This window comes from Fertoeibacter niger (assembly GCF_009380135.2).
GTDB lineage: Bacteria > Pseudomonadota > Alphaproteobacteria > Rhodobacterales > Rhodobacteraceae > Fertoeibacter > Fertoeibacter niger.
The window spans coordinates 510,531-527,925 of the sequence record NZ_WHUT02000001.1; the positions used below are offsets into that span (position 1 = coordinate 510,531).

General features: G+C 65.4%; 18 protein-coding genes. 3 read left to right on the top strand and 15 right to left on the bottom strand.

Features of this window, described 5'->3' with window-relative positions:
- Window positions 1–5: 5 nt before the first annotated feature.
- Both GEU84_RS02505 and GEU84_RS02510 read left to right on the top strand, forming a co-directional pair.
- Window positions 6–455 carry a hypothetical protein gene (locus GEU84_RS02505; protein WP_152823904.1) on the top strand — a complete coding sequence of 150 codons (450 nt, stop codon included), beginning with the start codon at window positions 6–8 and terminating at the stop codon, window positions 453–455.
- Window positions 452–877, top strand: coding sequence for a hypothetical protein (locus GEU84_RS02510; protein ID WP_152823905.1), 426 nt, complete (start codon window positions 452–454; stop codon window positions 875–877). The genes GEU84_RS02505 and GEU84_RS02510 overlap by 4 nt, the downstream gene beginning before the upstream one ends.
- Window positions 878–937: 60 nt before the next feature.
- Here the strand turns inward: GEU84_RS02510 and GEU84_RS02515 are convergent, their stop codons facing one another.
- The 13 genes from GEU84_RS02515 to GEU84_RS02575 form a co-directional block, all read right to left on the bottom strand.
- Window positions 938–1,138 carry a hypothetical protein gene (locus GEU84_RS02515; RefSeq protein WP_152823906.1) on the bottom strand — a complete coding sequence of 67 codons (201 nt, stop codon included), beginning with the start codon at window positions 1,136–1,138 and terminating at the stop codon, window positions 938–940.
- A gap of 29 nt (window positions 1,139–1,167) precedes the next feature.
- Window positions 1,168–1,815 carry an SMC-Scp complex subunit ScpB gene (gene scpB, locus GEU84_RS02520; RefSeq protein WP_420899259.1) on the bottom strand — a complete coding sequence of 216 codons (648 nt, stop codon included), beginning with the start codon at window positions 1,813–1,815 and terminating at the stop codon, window positions 1,168–1,170.
- A complete protein-coding gene (locus GEU84_RS02525; protein WP_152823907.1) occupies window positions 1,815–2,603 on the bottom strand; it encodes a segregation and condensation protein A in 789 nt (262 codons plus the stop codon). Before GEU84_RS02525 ends, scpB begins: the two co-directional genes overlap by 1 nt.
- Window positions 2,604–3,611 carry a beta-N-acetylhexosaminidase gene (gene nagZ / locus GEU84_RS02530; RefSeq protein WP_420899263.1) on the bottom strand — a complete coding sequence of 336 codons (1,008 nt, stop codon included), beginning with the start codon at window positions 3,609–3,611 and terminating at the stop codon, window positions 2,604–2,606. It lies immediately after the preceding gene.
- A complete protein-coding gene (locus GEU84_RS02535) occupies window positions 3,608–4,609 on the bottom strand; it encodes an SPOR domain-containing protein (protein WP_152823909.1) in 1,002 nt (333 codons plus the stop codon). The genes nagZ and GEU84_RS02535 overlap by 4 nt, the downstream gene beginning before the upstream one ends.
- 71 nt (window positions 4,610–4,680) lie before the next feature.
- A complete protein-coding gene (gene argS / locus GEU84_RS02540) occupies window positions 4,681–6,423 on the bottom strand; it encodes an arginine--tRNA ligase (protein WP_152823910.1) in 1,743 nt (580 codons plus the stop codon).
- 111 nt (window positions 6,424–6,534) lie between these two features.
- Complete coding sequence (locus tag GEU84_RS02545) at window positions 6,535–7,023, bottom strand: holin family protein (RefSeq protein WP_152823911.1); 489 nt, start codon at window positions 7,021–7,023, stop codon at window positions 6,535–6,537.
- On the bottom strand, window positions 7,014–7,625 hold the full coding sequence (locus GEU84_RS02550) for a holin-associated N-acetylmuramidase (protein WP_152823912.1): 612 nt from the start codon (window positions 7,623–7,625) through the stop codon (window positions 7,014–7,016). Before GEU84_RS02550 ends, GEU84_RS02545 begins: the two co-directional genes overlap by 10 nt.
- A gap of 59 nt (window positions 7,626–7,684) precedes the next feature.
- The gene (gene ccmE / locus GEU84_RS02555; protein ID WP_152823913.1) at window positions 7,685–8,128 is read right to left on the bottom strand and encodes a cytochrome c maturation protein CcmE; all 444 of its coding nucleotides are present in this window, start codon (window positions 8,126–8,128) and stop codon (window positions 7,685–7,687) included.
- 9 nt (window positions 8,129–8,137) lie between these two features.
- Window positions 8,138–9,166, bottom strand: a complete 1,029-nt coding sequence (gene argC / locus GEU84_RS02560) for an N-acetyl-gamma-glutamyl-phosphate reductase (RefSeq protein ID WP_152823914.1) — start codon at window positions 9,164–9,166, stop codon at window positions 8,138–8,140.
- Window positions 9,167–9,229: 63 nt separating this feature from the next.
- Entirely contained in the window at window positions 9,230–10,042 is an 813-nt protein-coding gene (locus tag GEU84_RS02565) for a glutamate racemase (RefSeq protein WP_152823915.1), read from the bottom strand.
- A gap of 46 nt (window positions 10,043–10,088) precedes the next feature.
- On the bottom strand, window positions 10,089–10,964 hold the full coding sequence (locus GEU84_RS02570; protein ID WP_152823916.1) for a lysophospholipid acyltransferase family protein: 876 nt from the start codon (window positions 10,962–10,964) through the stop codon (window positions 10,089–10,091).
- A gap of 87 nt (window positions 10,965–11,051) precedes the next feature.
- Window positions 11,052–14,441, bottom strand: coding sequence for an indolepyruvate ferredoxin oxidoreductase family protein (locus GEU84_RS02575; protein WP_152823917.1), 3,390 nt, complete (start codon window positions 14,439–14,441; stop codon window positions 11,052–11,054).
- A 159-nt stretch (window positions 14,442–14,600) separates the two neighbouring features.
- Between GEU84_RS02575 and GEU84_RS02580 the strand changes: the two genes are divergently transcribed.
- Window positions 14,601–15,494 carry a LysR family transcriptional regulator gene (locus tag GEU84_RS02580; RefSeq protein WP_152823918.1) on the top strand — a complete coding sequence of 298 codons (894 nt, stop codon included), beginning with the start codon at window positions 14,601–14,603 and terminating at the stop codon, window positions 15,492–15,494.
- 244 nt (window positions 15,495–15,738) lie between these two features.
- Here GEU84_RS02580 and GEU84_RS02585 read toward each other — a convergent pair whose 3' ends face one another.
- Both GEU84_RS02585 and GEU84_RS02590 read right to left on the bottom strand, forming a co-directional pair.
- Window positions 15,739–16,998, bottom strand: a complete 1,260-nt coding sequence (locus GEU84_RS02585) for an RNA polymerase sigma factor (RefSeq protein ID WP_152823919.1) — start codon at window positions 16,996–16,998, stop codon at window positions 15,739–15,741.
- 4 nt (window positions 16,999–17,002) lie between these two features.
- The gene (locus GEU84_RS02590) at window positions 17,003–17,365 is read right to left on the bottom strand and encodes a YciI family protein (RefSeq protein WP_152823920.1); all 363 of its coding nucleotides are present in this window, start codon (window positions 17,363–17,365) and stop codon (window positions 17,003–17,005) included.
- Window positions 17,366–17,395: the final 30 nt, after the last annotated feature.

Genomic DNA, 17,395 nt, shown 5'->3' on the forward strand with positions numbered 1-17,395 from the left:
AGACGATGCGCGCCCTGATCCTTGCCGCTGCCCTGCTGACCCAGCCTGTTCTATTTCCTGCCGTGCAGGCGCAAGACATGCCTGCCGAGGGGCCGGGGCTGAATTTCTATGTCAGCTACTGGCCCAGCGAGGGCCTGGACAACCCCGTCAGTTCACAGGCGCTGGAACTGGGCGAAGACGGCGTGATGGGCCTTTATGGCGATGGGATGGAGGACCGCGAACAGGCCGCCACCCCCGCCGACATGGCGGTGTTGCAGGCGGCGGTGGCGGCGGCGGTGGCGGCTGTCACGCCCGCTGCGGTGCCCGATGTGGCGGCCCCGCTGGTGCAGGTGGAATGGTCGGTGTCGAACGCCACCACATTCGCGCGCGGCAGCACCAGCTTTGCGCTGGATGCCTTGCCCCCCGCCGTCGCGGCAGCACAGGCGCATTTCTTTGGCGCAGGCTTTGGCGGATGAGAGGGCTGGCACTGGCCCTGCTGACGGCAGTTGCGATGCAGCCTGCTGCTGCGGGCCTGCTGGGTGGCCCGTTGCCGCCCACCGTCACGCTGACACTGGAACAGCTGGGCGATGCGGGCGCTGTGTTGGCCCGCCAGTCGCTGCTGCTGGACGGTGTGATGCTGCGCCTGACCGAAGATGAGGCCACGGCAGCCCCACGCCGCATAAGCCATGAAGAACAGGCGCTGATCGCCGGGGCGCTGGCCGCGTTGGGCGGGATGACATCGGCCAAGGCCCTGAACCCGGCGCGCGCGCCTTTTACGCTGGTCAGCTGGCATATCGCCTATTCCCGTCGCGAAATCAGCGGCCATGCGCTTTATGGCACGGCTGACCTGCCCGACAGCCTGACTACGCTAGCAAAGGCACTGTTCGGGCCGGATTGACAGGCGACGCCAGCCTGAAGGGCTGCACGATCCTGAGGGGCGGCACCAGCGCCCGCCGCTTTACCGGCCCAGACGGCGGGTGATGCTGGCGGCCTTGCGGGCGCGTTTGGTCATCTCGCGCGCCTTTTGCGCCTGCGTGCGTTCCATCGGCGTCATCTCGGCCATGGGTTTGCCCTTGCGCGCCACATGGTCGATGCCCTTGTTGACCGCGCGGCGCATGAACATGTTCACCACCTTGTTGATCAGACCGTTGATATTCATTGTCTTTCCTTCCCCCCGGTCTGCGCCGGTCAATCCTCGAACAATTCGCTCTGGCCCGTTACAGGCTCGTCCTCGTCCATGTCCAGCCCGGTCAGCGCGCCGGGCAAGGGCCGGTTGTCCAGCAGGCCCGCCGCGCGCAATTCCTGCAGGCCGGGCAGGTCGCGCGCCGATTCCAGACCGAAATGGTCCAGGAACGTCTCGGTCACCACAAAGGTCACGGGCCGCCCCGGGGTCATCCGCCGCCGCCCGAACCTGATCCATTCCAGTTCCAACAACTGGTCCACCGTGCCGCGCGACACGGCCACACCGCGGATTTCCTCGATCTCGGCCCGCGTCACCGGCTGATGATAGGCCACAATCGCCAGCGTCTCAATCGCCGCGCGGCTGAGTTTGCGGGTTTCGACGGTTTCCTTGCGCATCAGATGGCCAAGGTCGGGCGCGGTGCGGAAGGCATAGGCATCGCCCACCCGCAGCAGCGTGACACCGCGCCCGTCATATCGGCGGCGCAGATGGGCCAGCGCCTCGGCCGGGTCGCAGCCATGCGGCAGGCGCGATTGCAGTTCGGCCAAGGTCACAGGCTCGGCCGATGCAAACAGGATCGCCTCGACCATGCGTTCCTGTTCGGCCATCACCGGCGCGTCGAACAAGGATTTTTCGGCGGTATCGCGCAGGGTCATCAGGCGTCTTTCCGGCGGATCTGGATCGGGGCAAAGGTATCGGGCTGCCGCAGCGCCACCTGGCCCCGCTTGGCCATTTCCAGCACGGCGGCGAAATGCGCGGCGGTGGCAGACCGGCGGCGCATCGGATGGCTGTCCCAGCCCTCGGGCAGGAAAGACGCCAGATCAGACCAGCCGCCCATATAGCCCACCAGCCCGCGCAACCGTTCCAGCGCCTGTTCCATTGTGAACACATGGTCACGGTCCAGCACGAAGGGGCGGAATTCATCCTTGGTGCGGATGCGGGCATAGGCGCGCATCAGATCGACCAGCGTGGCCGCATAGGTGACATGGCGCTTGCGGGTCACATCTTCGGGCAGGCCACGGGCAAAGAAATCGCGCCCCTTCTGGTCGCGCGCCATCAGCCGGGCGGCGGCATCGCGCATCGCGGCCAGCCGCTCCAGTTGAAACGCCAGATGTGCCGCCAGATCCTCGGCCGAGGGCCCGTCATCGGTGGGATCGGGTGGCAGCAGAAGGCGGGACTTCAGATAGGCAAGCCAGGCCGCCATCACCAGATAATCGGCGGCAAGCTCGATACGCAGGTCTTTGGCGGTGTTGACGAAACCCAGATACTGCTCTGCCAGTTGCAGAACCGAGATGCGGCGCAGGTCAACCTTTTGCGTGCGCGAAAGTGTCAGCAGCAGGTCAAGCGGGCCTTCAAACCCCGCCACATCGACGATCAGCGCCTCGGCCGCCATGCGGTCGGCGACGCTGATGCGTTCTGCGCCCTCGGCCCAATCGTCAGACATTCAAGCTCCCGCGCCCAGAAGGCCCGAGTGTTCGGCCTCCAGTGCCGCGATGTCAACCGTATCAGGCGTGCGCCGCTGCGCCAGTGCCGCCTGCGCGCGGGCCATCGTTTCAGGCCCCATGCGGCCTGCCGCCTCTGCCACCGCCTGCATTTCCGCCAGATCGCCCTTGCAATGCAGGGCAATGTCGCAGCCCGCCGCCATCGCACGCGCGGCCCGTTCGCCCAATGTGCCCGACAGCGCCTGCATGTTCAGATCGTCAGTCATCAGCAGCCCCTGAAAGCCGATGTCCTGCCGGATCAGGTCGATCATTCGGGCCGAACAGGTGGCGGGCTGGTCATCAAAGGCGGAAAACACGATATGCGCCGTCATCGCCATGGGCAGATCGGCCAAGGCGCGAAACGGGGCAAAATCGGTGGCGTGCAGGGTGGCGGCGTCTTCGGCGACGGTGGGCAGGTCGTGATGCGTATCGGCGGTGGCGCGGCCATGGCCGGGCATGTGTTTGACCACCGGCAGCACGCCGCCCGCCAGATGGCCCTCGGCCACAGCGCGGCCCAGCCGGGCCACGGTATCGGCATCACCCGCATAGCAGCGGTTGCGCAGAAAGGCATGGGTGGCGGCATGCGGCACATCGGCCACCGGGGCGCAATTGGCATCAATCCCCACGGCGCGCAACTCGGCCGCGATCAGGCGGCTGCGCAGATACATCATGCGTTCGGCCTGCGGCCCGGCAAGCGCCACGGCATCCAGCGGCGGCAGATATTCGCGCCAGTGCGGGCTGCGCAGGCGCTGCACCCGGCCGCCCTCCTGATCGACCAGAACCGGGGCATCGCGGCCAACCGCGTCACGCAGGTCGGCGGTCAGCCGGGCGAGCTGTGCAGGCGTTTCCACATTGCGGGCAAAGATGATGAAACCGAACGGGTCGGCGTCGCGGAAGAACGCGCGTTCATCGGCAGACACGACCGGGCCGAGGCATCCGAAGATGCAAGCCCCCGACCCTACCGCCATCAGCGCACCGCGACCGGGATGCAGGCGGCGTTTTCGGCCAGCAGGGCGGAACAGAACCGGCGCGCGTCAGCCTCATCCTCGAACCCATGGGCGCGCAGGCGGTAGAAAGTGCGCCCGCCGCTTTGTGCGGCCTGCACCACGCGGGCCTTGCCTTCCAGCAAACCGGTGAAGCGGCCGTTCAGCTTGGCCCATTCGGCGCGCGCGCCTTCGGCATCGTCAAAGGCACCCAGCTGCACCAGCCGCGTGCCGGCCGTCAGTGTGGCAGGGTCAATCTCGGTCACTGGTGCCGCGGTGGCGGCAGAAAGCTCGGCCAGTTGGGTGGGCCGCTCACCTTCCGCCTGCGGGGCGGCGGCGGCAACGGTGGCCGGGCGCGGCTGCGGGCGCAGCGAGCGGGTCAGCGCGCCGGGCGGCGGGGCGGCGGGTTCCAGCACGGCAAGTTCAGTGGCATCTGCCAGCGGGGTCAAGGGTTCCGCCCCATCGGCCAGCGCCTCGGCCAAGGCAAGTTCGGTGGCCGTCGGGTCAAGCGCACCGGGCGCGGGCGCATCGTTGGCGGTATCGGCCACGGCGGTGCCTTCGCCTTCGGTCGCTTCGGTCGCCGTTACCAGCGGTTCAGCCTCGGGCGCGGGGGCGGCCACCACGGGGGCGGCCAGACCCGGCGCATCCTCCAGCGTCAGTTCCACCGGGCGCGGGGCCAGCACCAGCCGTTCGGGCGGCGGCAAAGCGGTGCCCACGGCGGCCACCGCATTCACCGACAACCCCTGATGCGCGGCGATGCTGCCACCCGGATCATCGGGCGCAATGCGCATCGGCCCTTCCAGCGCCTGCACCACCGGGATGCCGGTCACATCGCGCACCGCCACCTTGTAACCCCAGAAGGCCAGCCCCGCCACCAGCACGACCGAGGTCAGACCCCCGGCCATGTTCACAACGCGCTGCACCTTGGCCACTTTGGAAGACGAGTCGTAACCGCCTTCGAATTGATCGAATTCCACGTCCGCCATGCTCTGCCTCACTGCCCGGGGAGGGGTTGCCCCCGCCCGTCTTGCCTGTGTCACGCCGACGGACGCTTTATTCAGCGCATTTCCTCGACCGGCGTGACACCCAAGATACCCAAACCGGCAGAAATCACAACGCCTACGGCACGGGCGAGGGCGATTTTCGCCTGAGTGGTGCCAATATCCGCCTGCACAAAGCGCAAGGACGGCTCGTCATTGCCCCGGTTCCACAGGCTGTGCAGGTCGGAGGCGAGTTCGTAAAGGTAAAACGCCACCCGGTGCGGCTCATTGCCCTTGGCGGCAATTTCCACCAGACGCGGCCATTCGGCGATCTTGCGGATCAGTTCCAGTTCCGCCGGATGATCCAGCAGCGCCACGTCGGCGATCGCCAGCGTGGCATCATCCACCGCCACCTCGGCCTCCGCCGCCTTGCGCAGCACCGAATTGATCCGGGCATTGGCATATTGCACATAGAACACCGGGTTGTCTTTCGACTGTTCCAGCACCTTGTCGAAATCGAAATCCAGCGCCGCGTCATTCTTGCGGGTCAGCATGACGAAGCGGGTCACGTCCGCCCCCACCTGTTCCACCACATCGCGCAGGGTCACGAAAGTGCCCGCGCGTTTCGACATCTTGAAGGGTTCGCCGTTCTTCCACAGCTTCACCAGCTGGATCAGCTTGATATCCAGCGGCACGCGGCCACCTGACAGGGCCGCAACGGCGGCCTTCATCCGTTTTACATAGCCACCGTGATCAGCGCCAAAAATGTCGATCAGCTGATCGAACCCGCGCTGCACCTTGTCATAGTGATAGGCGATGTCGGGGGCAAAATACGTCCATCCGCCATCGGATTTCTGCACCGGGCGGTCCACGTCATCGCCATGCGCGGTTGACCGGAACAGCGTTTGCTGGCGCGGCTCCCAGTCTTCCAGCGTCTTGCCTTTCGGCGGTTCCAGCACGCCTTCATAGATCAGGCCCATGCCGCGCAGGGTTTCAATCGCCTCTTCGATCTTGCCCGTGCCATACAGCGCCTTTTCGGATGAATAGACATCCATCGTCACGCCCAGGGACGCCAGATCCTCGCGGATCATCTGCATCATGCGGTGGCTGGCAAAATTGCGGAAGGTGATCAGCCATTCGGATTCCGGCTTGTCGAGGAAAGCCGCGCCATAGGTTTCCTTCAGCGCCTCGCCCACCGGAATCAGGTAATCGCCGGGATAAAGGCCTTCGCGGATCTCCGGCTCCAGCCCATGCGCCTCGCGGTAGCGTTCATAGGCCGACCGCGCCAGCACATCCACCTGCGCGCCGCCGTCGTTGATGTAATATTCGCGCGTCACGTCCCAGCCTGCAAAGGCCAGCAGACGCGCCAGCGCATCACCCACCACGGCGCCGCGCACATGGCCCACGTGCATCGGGCCGGTGGGGTTGGCCGAAACAAACTCCACGTTCACCTTCGACCCCGCCCCGATGGCAGAGCGGCCATAGTCGGCCCCCTGCCCCAGCACGGCAGGCACCAGCGCCTGCCAGACACCGGGTTGCAGGCGGATGTTCAGAAATCCCGGCCCCGCAGCCTCTACCCCCGCGATGCGCGGATCGGCGGCCAGACGCGCCGCCAGCAGATCGGCAATCGCACGCGGCGGCATGCCTGCGGGTTTCGCCAGCACCATGGCGGCATTGGTCGCCATGTCGCCATGTGCGGCATCGCGCGGCGGTTCCACCGTGATGGCGGCGGTATCAAGGCCTGCGGGCAATTCGCCCGCGTCGGTCATGGCGGCCACGGCCCCGGTCACAAGGCTGCGGATCTCGGAAAAGAGGTTCATCATTCACGTCCTGTCGTTCGCCCCCGGGATGCCAGAGGCGACGCGGCAGGTCAATGGCGGCAGGATGCGCCGGGCCCGCGCCGAAAATTTTCGCAGAAAATTTGTTGCCGGTCAGCCCTGGCTCTGCCGCCAGTCGGCCAATGCCGGGTTGTCGGCTTCGGCGGCATCGGCGGGCGCCGGGGCGGGGGCGGGTGCCGCCACCGCGCGCAGCCGGAAATGATGCGCCTCGCGCGCGCCAAAGTAAAAGCCCACCACCGCGCCCAACAGCCACCACAAAGGCTCCGGCACCAGGTTGAGGCCCAGCATCCGCTCGCCAAACCCCGCCGGATCCAGCATCGCATAGCCAAACAGCGCCAGCGTGCCAAAGGCCAGCAAGGGGCGCGGCAGCCGGTTCAGCCCGTTCACCGCCCGGTCAAACCAGCCCTGCCCTGCATGGGCAAATTCTGCCCCCATCTGCGCCAGTGCCGCCGTCTGCGCCGCCGCCCCCAGCTCCATCTGCCGGGTGGCCGACGGGGTGAACACCTCGGCCACGCCCTGCGCCGCCTGCCCCAGCGCCGTCACCGCCCCGCCATTGCCCAGTATCCGCCCGATCACGCCCATTTCGCCACCCGTGCCCTGTGCTGCGCCTCGGTCAGCCGATAGCGCGCCGCCATGAATTCTTCCGCCCGGGTGATCCAGCCGCCTTTGCCGCCATCGCGCCTGCGGGCGTATTTGCGGCTGGCGGGGCGGGCATCGGCCAAAGCGTAGTAATAATTGCGCCGCGCGATGGCATAGGCATCGGCCAGATGCCCCGGTGCCGCATCAAACGCCTGTTGCACCGCCCGCATGGTCAGCGGCCCGATCACCCCATCCGCCGTGCAGGCAAAGCCCATGTCGCTGACCAGCCGCTGCAAGATTTTCACCGCCGACGACCCGGCATTCACATACATGTCAAACACGCCGGGTTGCAGCGGTTCGGGCAGCCGCCCGATGCCGGGGCGGGTGTGGTAATGCTCGATGAAGATCGCCTCGGCCTGCGCGCGGCTCAGCCGCTGCACATCGGCCACCGTCACCCGCCCGTCGCCGGTCAGATCCAGCCCCAGCCTGCGCATGGTGTGGATGGTGACGCCATATTTTGTGGCCCCGCCCGGATCATCCGGGTCATTCACGAAACCACCCTCGCGGGCGACGATTTCACGGGCAAGGTCGGGCACGGATTTCATGGGGGCCTCCGATACATATCGGGGCCAAACCTGCGGTCAGGCGGTCAATATCCGGTAAATCAGCCGTTCGGATCCTGATACACGCCCTGTTCCTTCAGCGCGTCCACCACTTCCTTGGGCATGTAGCTTTCATCATGCTTGGCCAGAATGTCGGATGCCACAAACACCCCGTCCACCAGCCGCCCCGTGCCCACCATGCCCGCGTTTTCGGCGAACAGATCCGGCAGCACGCCGGTAAAGTTCACCTGCACCGTGGCATTGGTGTCGGTCACGCGGAATGTCACCGTCTCGCCCTGGCCACGGATGATGCTGCCCTCCTCCACCAGCCCGCCGATGCGGAAGGTTTCCGTGGGTGCGGGCGGTTCGGCGATCACCTGGCTGGGCGAGCGGAAAAAGTTGATCCCGTCGCGCATGGCGTAGCCGATCAGCGCGGTGGATAGCGTCAGCGCCACCGCCGCCAAGGCGATGATCTGGATACGACGTTGCTTTTTCAGCCCTTTCATCGGCCCTCCTCAGGGAAAAACAGGCGCCATCAGCAGCCCGGCCGTTTCCTCCAGCCCCAGCATCAGGTTGGCGTTCTGCATGGCCTGGCCGGACGACCCTTTGCACAGGTTGTCCAGCGCCGCCACCACCAGCACGCGCCCCGGAATGCGGTCGCCCGTCACCCCGACATGCACGTAATTGGACCCTCTGATGTCATGTGTCGAGGGGAGTGCGCCAAAGGGTAGCACATGAAGGAAAGGCTCCGCCGCATAGCGCGCGGCCAGCGTCGCATGCACCTGCGCCGCATCGCCGCGCACATAGACCGAGGCGAGGATGCCCCGGTTCATCGGCAACAGATGCGGGGTGAACTGCACAAGCACCGGGCGGCCGGCGGCCTTGGTGAACTCCTGATCGAATTCGCCCAGATGCCGGTGTTTGCCACCGGCGGAATAGGCCTGCGTGCCCTCGGACAATTCGGCATGCAGCAGGTTTTCCTTCAGGCTGCGCCCGGCCCCGCTGACGCCCGCCTTCAGGTCGATCAGGATCTCGTCCAGATCAATCACCCCCGCCTCGATCAGCGGGCGCAGCGCATATTGCCCGGTTGCGGCGTTGCAGCCCGTGCCCGCCACCAGCCGCGCGGCGCGAATCTCGTCACGGTAGAATTCGGTCAGGCCATAGACCGCTTCCTTTTGCAGTTCCGGCTGGCTGTGCGGCTGGCCATACCATTTCGCATATTCCGCAGGGTCACGCAGCCGGAAATCGGCCGACAGATCCACCACCTTCAGATCGCGCGGCAATTCCCCGATCACGGCCTGCGACGTGGCATGCGGCAAGGCGCAGAACGCCAGATCGACTTGCGAAAAATCAATCTCCTCAATCCGTTGCAGGGTTGGCAGGGCCATATGCCGCAAAAACGGAAACACCTCGGCCATGCCCTGCCCCGCCTTGCGGTCGGCAGAAAGCGCCACAATCTCCATCCCCGGATGGGTGGCGATCAGCCTGACAAGCTCTGCCCCGGTATAACCCGAAGCCCCGAGGATGGCGATGCGATGCGTCATGGGTGCCCCCTGAATATGGATGGCGGTGTTGTGCGGCGGATGGGGGAAGGATGCAAGCCCGCCTCACGCCGCCTCGAACACCACCTTCTTGCGCATGAACTGCGTCGCGCGGTCCGACACTGCCCGCGCATCGCCCGTGGTCAAAAACCGCGAGACAGTGCCCGCGCCCAGCATCTCGGGCCGCCGCGCCAGATAGTCGGCCAGGGATTCCGCCACCAGATTGGCCTGGCTGAACACCCGCACACCCGGCCCCAGCGCCTCGGCGAACACGCCCTCCATCAGCGGGTAATGCGTGCAGCCCAGCACGGCGGCCTGCGGGTGGGGCATGCGGCGCAGCAGCGCCTGCACATGTGACCGCACCAACGCCTCGGCCAATATCTCGTCGCCTTGCTCGATGGCATCCACAACGCCGCCGCAGGGCTGCGCTTCCACATCCACGCCAATGGCGCGGAAGGCCAATTCGCGCTGAAACGCGCGGGATGCCACCGTGGCGGGGGTGGCGAAAAGCGCCACATGTTTCACATCAACCTCGCGCGGGGGGGAATTGTCGCCCCATTGCCGTTCGGTCAGCGCCTCGATCAGCGGCACGAACACGCCCAGCACGCGCTTTTCCGGCGGCAGCCAGGTTTCCTGCATGCGTTTCAACGCGGCCGCCGAGGCGGTGTTGCAGGCCAGGATCACCAGATCGCAGCCCTCGGCCCACAGCCGTTCCACCGCCGCGCAGGTCAGCGCGAAAATGTCATCCGCCGTGCGCACGCCGTAGGGCGCATGGGCATTGTCGCCCAGATAGACAAAAGGCACATCCGGCAGGCGCCTGCGCACCGCATCCAGCACCGTAAGGCCGCCCAGCCCCGAATCGAACACACCCACCGCCATGCCTGCCCCCCGCCTGTGCGCGACTGCCCTGCGAGGCCGTCCCTGATCAGGACTTGTATTTCGCCTCGAACTCGTAACCATGATCATAGGATTTCAGCGGCACGGGCGAAAGCGCATAGGTGGCCTTGCGCAGGAATTCCATCATAGCCTTGGGGTCGGTCTTCAAGGGCTGCAACTGGGTGGAGGCGATGGGCTCTCCCACCACCATGCGCACAGGCTCATCGACGCGGGCCTTGAATTCCTTGATCAACAGGCCCAGCCGCAGGGTGGAATGCATGTGGGATGCCAGCTGGAACATGCGGCTGTTGTGCCCCTCAAAGAAGATCGGCACCACAGTGGCATCAGATTTGGCGATCATCTTGGCGGTGAAATTGCGCCAACCCGGGTCCATGGGCCGCGAAAACGGCTTGGCGCTGGTCGAAACCGTGCCGCCCGGAAACACGCCGATCGCCCCGCCATTGCCCAGATAACGCAGGCATTCGGCGCGGGTCTGCAGGTTCAGCTTTACCGCTTCCTTGGTTTCATCGAATGAAATCGGCAGGATGACGCGGTTCAGTTCCTCCGCGCGGCGGAACACCGAATTGGCCAGAATGCGGAAGTCGCCGCGCACCTTGTCCAGCAGATGCCCCATCATCAGCCCGTCAAGAATGCCGTAAGGATGGTTGGCGATCAGCACCAGCGGGCCGTTGGCCGGGATGTTCGTCAGACTGCCGCCCACCACCTCAAGGCTGAGGCCATAACGTTCGGCGATGACTTCCCAGAAGCTGCGGCCACCGGCCACGTCATTCTCATATCCCGCGGCGCGGCGGATCAAGGACAGGCGGCCTGTCACATTCTCCAGCACGCGGATCAGTGCCCGCCCTCCGCGCGTCTGCGCCGAAGAGGCATAGCTGATGTCGCGGGACACGTCACTTTTGGTCATCGGTGCAGCCTTCATGGAACCCCGTCGTCGGTTTACATTTAAACGGGTATTCTGGCCAGCAAAGATCACAAATCTGCGACACACTGGTTACTCTGCCGCATGCAACTGTGGCGCACCGCCCGCGCGGAAGGCTGTCAGCAGCGCCTTTCGCGTGGCGGCGGCCTTGGCGGCATTGGCGGCCTTCACCGGGCCAAAGCCGCGGATGGTCAGCGGCAGTTCGGCCAGTTCGCGGGCGATACCGGCGGTTGCGGGGGTGACGCGGGGCAGAACCTCGGCCATGTCCGCCTCATATTCGGCGATCAGCGCACGTTCGTGACGGCGCTCGGCGGTATGGCCAAACGGGTCCAGCGCGGTGCCGCGCAGCGGTTTCAGCCGTGCCAGCAGGCGAAAGGCGGGCATCATCCATGGCCCGAAGGCACGTTTGCGGGGCCGCCCGTCGCTGCCCATGCGGCTGATCAGCGGCGGGGCCAGGTGAAATGTGGGGCGCAGGTCGCCCTCAAACTCCGCAGCCGCCTTGGCCATGGTTGTCAGATGCAGCCGGGCCACCTCGTATTCATCCTTGTAGGCCAAGAGCTTGTGATAGCCCTTTGCCACGCTTTCGCGCAGGTCTTTCGGTGCCTGTTCCACCAGAGCACGGAAACGCGCGGCATAGGTGGCGTTCTGATATGCGGCCAGATGGTCGGCGCGAAACGCCACCGGATCGGGCGGCAGCACCGCCTGCGGCAGAATCGCCCGCGCCGCCTGTTCCGGGTGCAGCACCGCCCAACGGCCATAGGTGAAGGCCTGCCGGTTCCGCTCCACCGCAGCACCGTTCAGGGCAATGGCGCGGCTGATCGCATCCTCGGACAGCGGAATCAGCCCCATCTGCCAGGCCGCGCCGAACACCATCATGTTGGAATAGATGCTGTCGCCCATCAGCACGCGGGCCAGATCGGTCGCGTCGAAAAACGCCAGCCGCCCCTGCAACCGCGCCTGAAGCGAAAGCTGCAAGCGGTCGGCAGGCAAGCGAAATTCGGTATTGCGGGTAAACTCACCCGTCACGATGTCATGGCTGTTCACCACCGCGCCCGTGCGGCCCGTGGTCATCAGGCCCAGCGTTTTCGCCCCCGCCGTCACCACCAGATCGCCGCCGATCACGGCATCCGCCTCGCCCACCGCCACGCGGATGGCGGAAATATCCTCGGGCCGGTTGGCGATGCGGCAATGGATATGCACCGCGCCCCCCTTTTGCGCGAGGCCCGCCATTTCCATCATGCCGGCACCCTTGCCGTCCAGATGCGCGGCCATGGCCAGAATCGCGCCCACGGTCACAACGCCGGTGCCGCCGACACCTGTGATCACAATGTTATGCGTGCCTGTGATCACGGGCAGCACGGGGATGGGCAGATCAGGGATCTGCACCGCCGCCGTCGCGGATTTGCGCGGCTTCGCCCCCTCAATCGTGACAAAAGACGGGCAGAAGCCATTGATGCAGCTGAAATCCTTGTTGCAGGACGACTGGTCGATGGCGCGTTTGCGGCCCAGTTCGGTGTCCACCGGCACCAGCGACACGCAGTTCGACTGCACGCCGCAATCGCCGCAGCCCTCGCAGACATCGGTGTTGATGAACACGCGGCGGTCGGGGTCGGGGAAAGCGCCCTTCTTGCGGCGGCGGCGTTTCTCAGCGGCGCAGGTCTGCACATAGACTATGGCCGATACGCCCTTGATCGTGCTGAATTTCTGCTGCACGGCCATCAGATCGGCCCGTTCATGGCGCGGCACATCGGTAGGAAACAGCGACCAGTCGATTTCCTCTTTCTTGTCATAGACAAGCGCGAGGTTTTTCACACCCATCGCCTGCAACTCCCGCAGGATACGGTCGGCGGTCAGCCCGCCCTCATTGCCCTGCCCGCCGGTCATGGCCACGGCGTCGTTGAACAGGATCTTGTAGGTGATGTTGGTGCCCGCAGCCAAGGCCGCCCGGATCGCCAGCGACCCGGAGTGGTTGTAAGTTCCATCGCCAAGGTTCTGGAATACATGGGAAGTCCTGGAAAACGGCGCTTCGCCCACCCAGTTCGCGCCCTCGCCGCCCATCTGGGTGAATCCGGTCGTCGCGCGGTCCATCCACTGCACCATGTAGTGACAGCCGATCCCGGCATAGGCGCGCGAGCCTTCGGGCACCTTGGTGCTGGAATTGTGCGGGCAGCCGGAACAGAAATAAGGCAGCCGCGCCGCAAGATCGGTGGCATTGTCGGCCCGGCGCGCCTCGGCCAGCCGTGCCAGCGCCGCCTTTACATGGTCAGTCGCGCGCCCCTCCTCCAGCAGAATCGCGCCCAGTTTTTCGGCAATGCCAATCGGATCAAGTGCATAGCGGGTGGGAAACAGCTCCTCCCCCCGGTCATTCTGCCAGCCATAGATGCGGCGGCCCCGGCGGTCGTTGAAAATCGCCTCCTTCGCCTGCACCTCGATCAGCTTGCGTTTTTCCTCGACCACAACGATCAGGTCCAACCCCTCGGCCCAGTCACGGAAGCCCTTGAAATCCATCGGCCAGACCTGCCCCACCTTGTAGGTGGTCAGCCCCAGACGCGCAGCCTCGGCCGCATCAATGCCCAGAAGCGCCAGCGCATGCACCAGATCCAGCCAGTTCTTGCCCGCCGCGACAAAGCCGATTTTCGCCCCAGGGCGGCCCCAAACCCGGCGGTCCATCCTATTGGCATGTGAGAACGCCTCGGCGGCAAAGCGTTTGTGGTCGATCATCCGCGCCTCTTGTGCGACGGGGGTGTCGCCAAGACGGATGTTCAGCCCGCCGGGGGGCAACGCAAATTCCGGTGCCACAAAGGCCAGCCGGTGCGGGTTGCCATCCACCACGGCGGTCGCCTCGACCGTGTCCTTCATGGTTTTCAGCCCGACCCAGACGCCCGCAAACCGCGACAGCGCCCAGCCATACAGGCCGTAATCCATCACCTCCTGCACCCCGGCAGGCGACACGACGGGCATATAGGCATCGACCATCGCCCAGTCGGACTGGTGCAGCGTGGTGGAGGATTCGCCGGTATGGTCATCGCCCATCGCCATCAGCACACCGCCAAGGCGCGACGATCCGGCCATATTGGCGTGCCGCATCACGTCGCCCGAACGGTCCACCCCCGGGCCCTTGCCATACCACAGCGCGAAAACGCCATCGAAACGCCCCTCGCCGCGCAGTTCGGCCTGCTGGCTGCCCCAGACGGCGGTGGCGGCAAGATCCTCGTTCAGCCCCGGCTGGAACAGCACATCTGCGGCGGAAAGTTCGGCCTTGGCGCGCGCCATCATCATGTCCACCGCGCCCAGGGGCGAGCCGCGATAGCCGGTCACATAGCCTGCGGTGTTCAGCCCCGCCGCCCGGTCACGCGCCTTCTGCATCAGCATCAGCCGCACCAGCGCCTGCGTTCCGTTCAGCAAAACCGGCGACTTCGCCAGATCATACCGATCCGTCAAGGCTACATCCTGCCTGCTCATTGGGCACCTCCCGTTGCTTGCCGAGCCGTAATCGGATGATAGGTCAAAATTGCTGACCTACAAAGCGAAATTTCCACCCATGTTTTTCTTGCAACTCTGCTATGCACTACCTAGGTGAACGTTGCGGAAGCAGCCGCCAAAAACACAAAGAGTTGCGCGATGGATTGGGACAAGCTCAGAATATTTCATGCTGTGGCCGATGCGGGCAGCCTGACGCATGCGGGCGATGTGCTGCACCTGTCGCAATCGGCGGTCAGCCGCCAGATCCGCGCGCTGGAGGAAAGCCTGAGTGTCACCCTGTTTCACCGCCATGCGCGCGGGCTGATTCTGACTGAACAGGGGGAACTCCTGTTCGATGCCACCACCGCCATGGTAAAACGGCTGGACGCCACCGCCGCCCGGATCCGCGATTCAGAGGATGAGGTATTCGGCGAGCTGCGCGTGACCACGACCACCGGCTTTGGCACGCTGTGGCTGGCCCCGCGCCTGACCGCGCTTTACAAGAAATACCCGGCGCTGAAGATCGACCTGATGCTGGAAGAGCGGGTGCTGGATCTGCCGATGCGCGAGGCCGATGTGGCGATCCGCATGAAAGAGCCGTCGCAGGCCGATCTGATCCGCAAGCGGCTGATGAACATCCGCATGCGGCTTTATGCGACGCCCGACTATCTGGCCGAACATGGCACGCCCGAAACCATGGCCGACTTTTCGGCGCACCGGCTGATCTGCCAGCATGTGGGTGCGGCGCAAGTGGCGGCGGGGGCCACGCTGGTGCAGCAGCTGATCGCCAACGACATCCCGTCGATGCTGACGGTGAACAATTATTTTGGTGTCTTGCAGGGCGTGCTGAACCATATCGGCATCGGCGTGCTGCCCGATTACCTGACCGAAGATTTCCCCAATCTGGTGCGCGTGCTGGACGATGTCGAATCGTCGGAAGTGCCGGTGTTTCTGGCCTATCCCGAGGAACTGCGGCATTCAAAGCGGGTGGCGGCGTTCCGCGAATTCGTGACCGAAGAGATTTTCAATTATCGCAAGCGCCAGCAGAGCTGAGACGGCTGGGCCAAAGGCTTGGATTTACTCAACTTTCCGGGCGCTTGACGGTCAGAATTTTACGCGCGCCAACGATATGCGCCAGACGCATGCCTGCCATGCTGCGCATGCAGCCTGTTTCCCCTTGTAGGACAGCAGCGCGCAACCTAAATCACACCTCGAAGGCGGTGATTGAGTTTCTCTTGCAGCCTTCATACCTCCCTGTTGGACTTGGGCCGAGCTTATGCTCGGCCTTTTTTTTGCTTTACGGGGTGGTTTTGTCATTTGCACGCAAAGTAGCCGCTGCATCGCGGCGTATGCCCAGAAAGCTGGCGTCAGCGGCAGAGCCCGCAAGCGCGATGGCCTGGTCATAGGCGGTCAGGGCGGCGGCGATTCGACCCGCGCGGGCCAGCAGATCGGCCCGGGCCGCGTGGAAGGGCTGGTAATCGTCGAGTTCGCGGGCCAGAGGCTCCAGCAGCAGCAGCGCGGGCTCCAGCGCCCCGGCCTCGGCCAAAGCCACTGCGCGGTGCAGGCGGATCACCGGCGTCGGCTCCATCCGCAGCAGGCTGTCATAAAGCAGTGCGATCTGCGGCCAGTCCGTCACCCCCGGCGCGGCATGCAGCGCGCCGATCGCCGCCTTGATCTGGAACGGCCCCGGGGCGCGGCGCTCCATCGCGCGGTCCAGCAGGGCCAGCCCCTCGGCGATCATCGGCGCATCCCACAGGGCGCGGTCCTGCTGGGCCAACGGCACGCTGACACCGGCCATGTGGCGCGCGGCATGGCGCGAATGGGTCAGCAGCAGCAGCGCCAGCAGGCCCTCGGTTTCGGCCTCGCCGGGCCGCAGGGCATCCAGCATGCGGGCCAGAAAGATCGCCTCTTCGCACAGGTCGCGGCGCAGCGGTTGCGGGCCGGGATTGGCCGAATAGCCCTGGTTGAAGATCAGGTAAACCACCACCAGCACCGATTGCAGCCGTTCGGCCCAATCCTCGGGTGCGGGGATGGCAAAGGGAATGCCCGCCGCCGCGATCTTGGCCTTGGCACGGCTCAGGCGCTGGCCCATGGCCGTAGGGTCATCCAGAAAGGCGCCGGCAATCTCGACCGTCGTCAGCCCGCCCAGCGTGCGCAGCGTCAGCGCGACCCGGGTTTTCGGCTCCAGCGCCGGATGGCAGCAGGTGAAGATCAGGCGCAGGCGGTCATCGGCGATCATGTGGGGTTCGGTGTCATCAGCCTCGTCCGCCGCCAGCACGGCCAGATCCGCCGCGCGGCGCGCATCGCGCTGGCCGCTGCGCAGCCGGTCGATGGCGCGGCGCAGCGCCACGCGCAAAAGCCAGCCCTGCGGCGAGGATGGCAGCCCGCTGCGGCCCCAATGCGTCAGGGCCGAAACGGCGGCCTCTTGCAGCACCTCTTCGGCCAACTGGAAATCACGCAGCCGCGCGATCAGAGCGGCGGTCAGCCGCCCCCGGTCATTGCGCATCACCGCCTCTAGGGTCCGGGTGACGGCGATGGCCTGCGAGGCGGCTGTCATGGCTTCAGTTCCCTGCGGGGTTATAGTTCATCAGCGGCCGCACCTCGATGGTGCCGAATTCCGCCGCGGGCAGCAGGGCCGCATATTTCAGCGCGGCGTCAAGATCGGCAACATCCACCACATAATAACCGCCCAGATGCTCCTTTGTGGTGGCAAAGGGGCCATCCATGGTTTCGGCCTTGCCGCCCCGGATGCGCAGCGATGTGGCGGTTTCCACCCCTTGCAGGCCCTCACCCGACACCAGCACGCCATCGGCGGCCATGGTCTGATTGGCGGCAAAGAACCCGGCCATCATCGCGTCGAACGCGGGCGTGCCATAAGCCGGTTCCAGTGCGGGATCATTGTAGATCAGGATCATGTATTTCATTTTCGCAGTCCTTTGTGCTTGGGTTTCCGA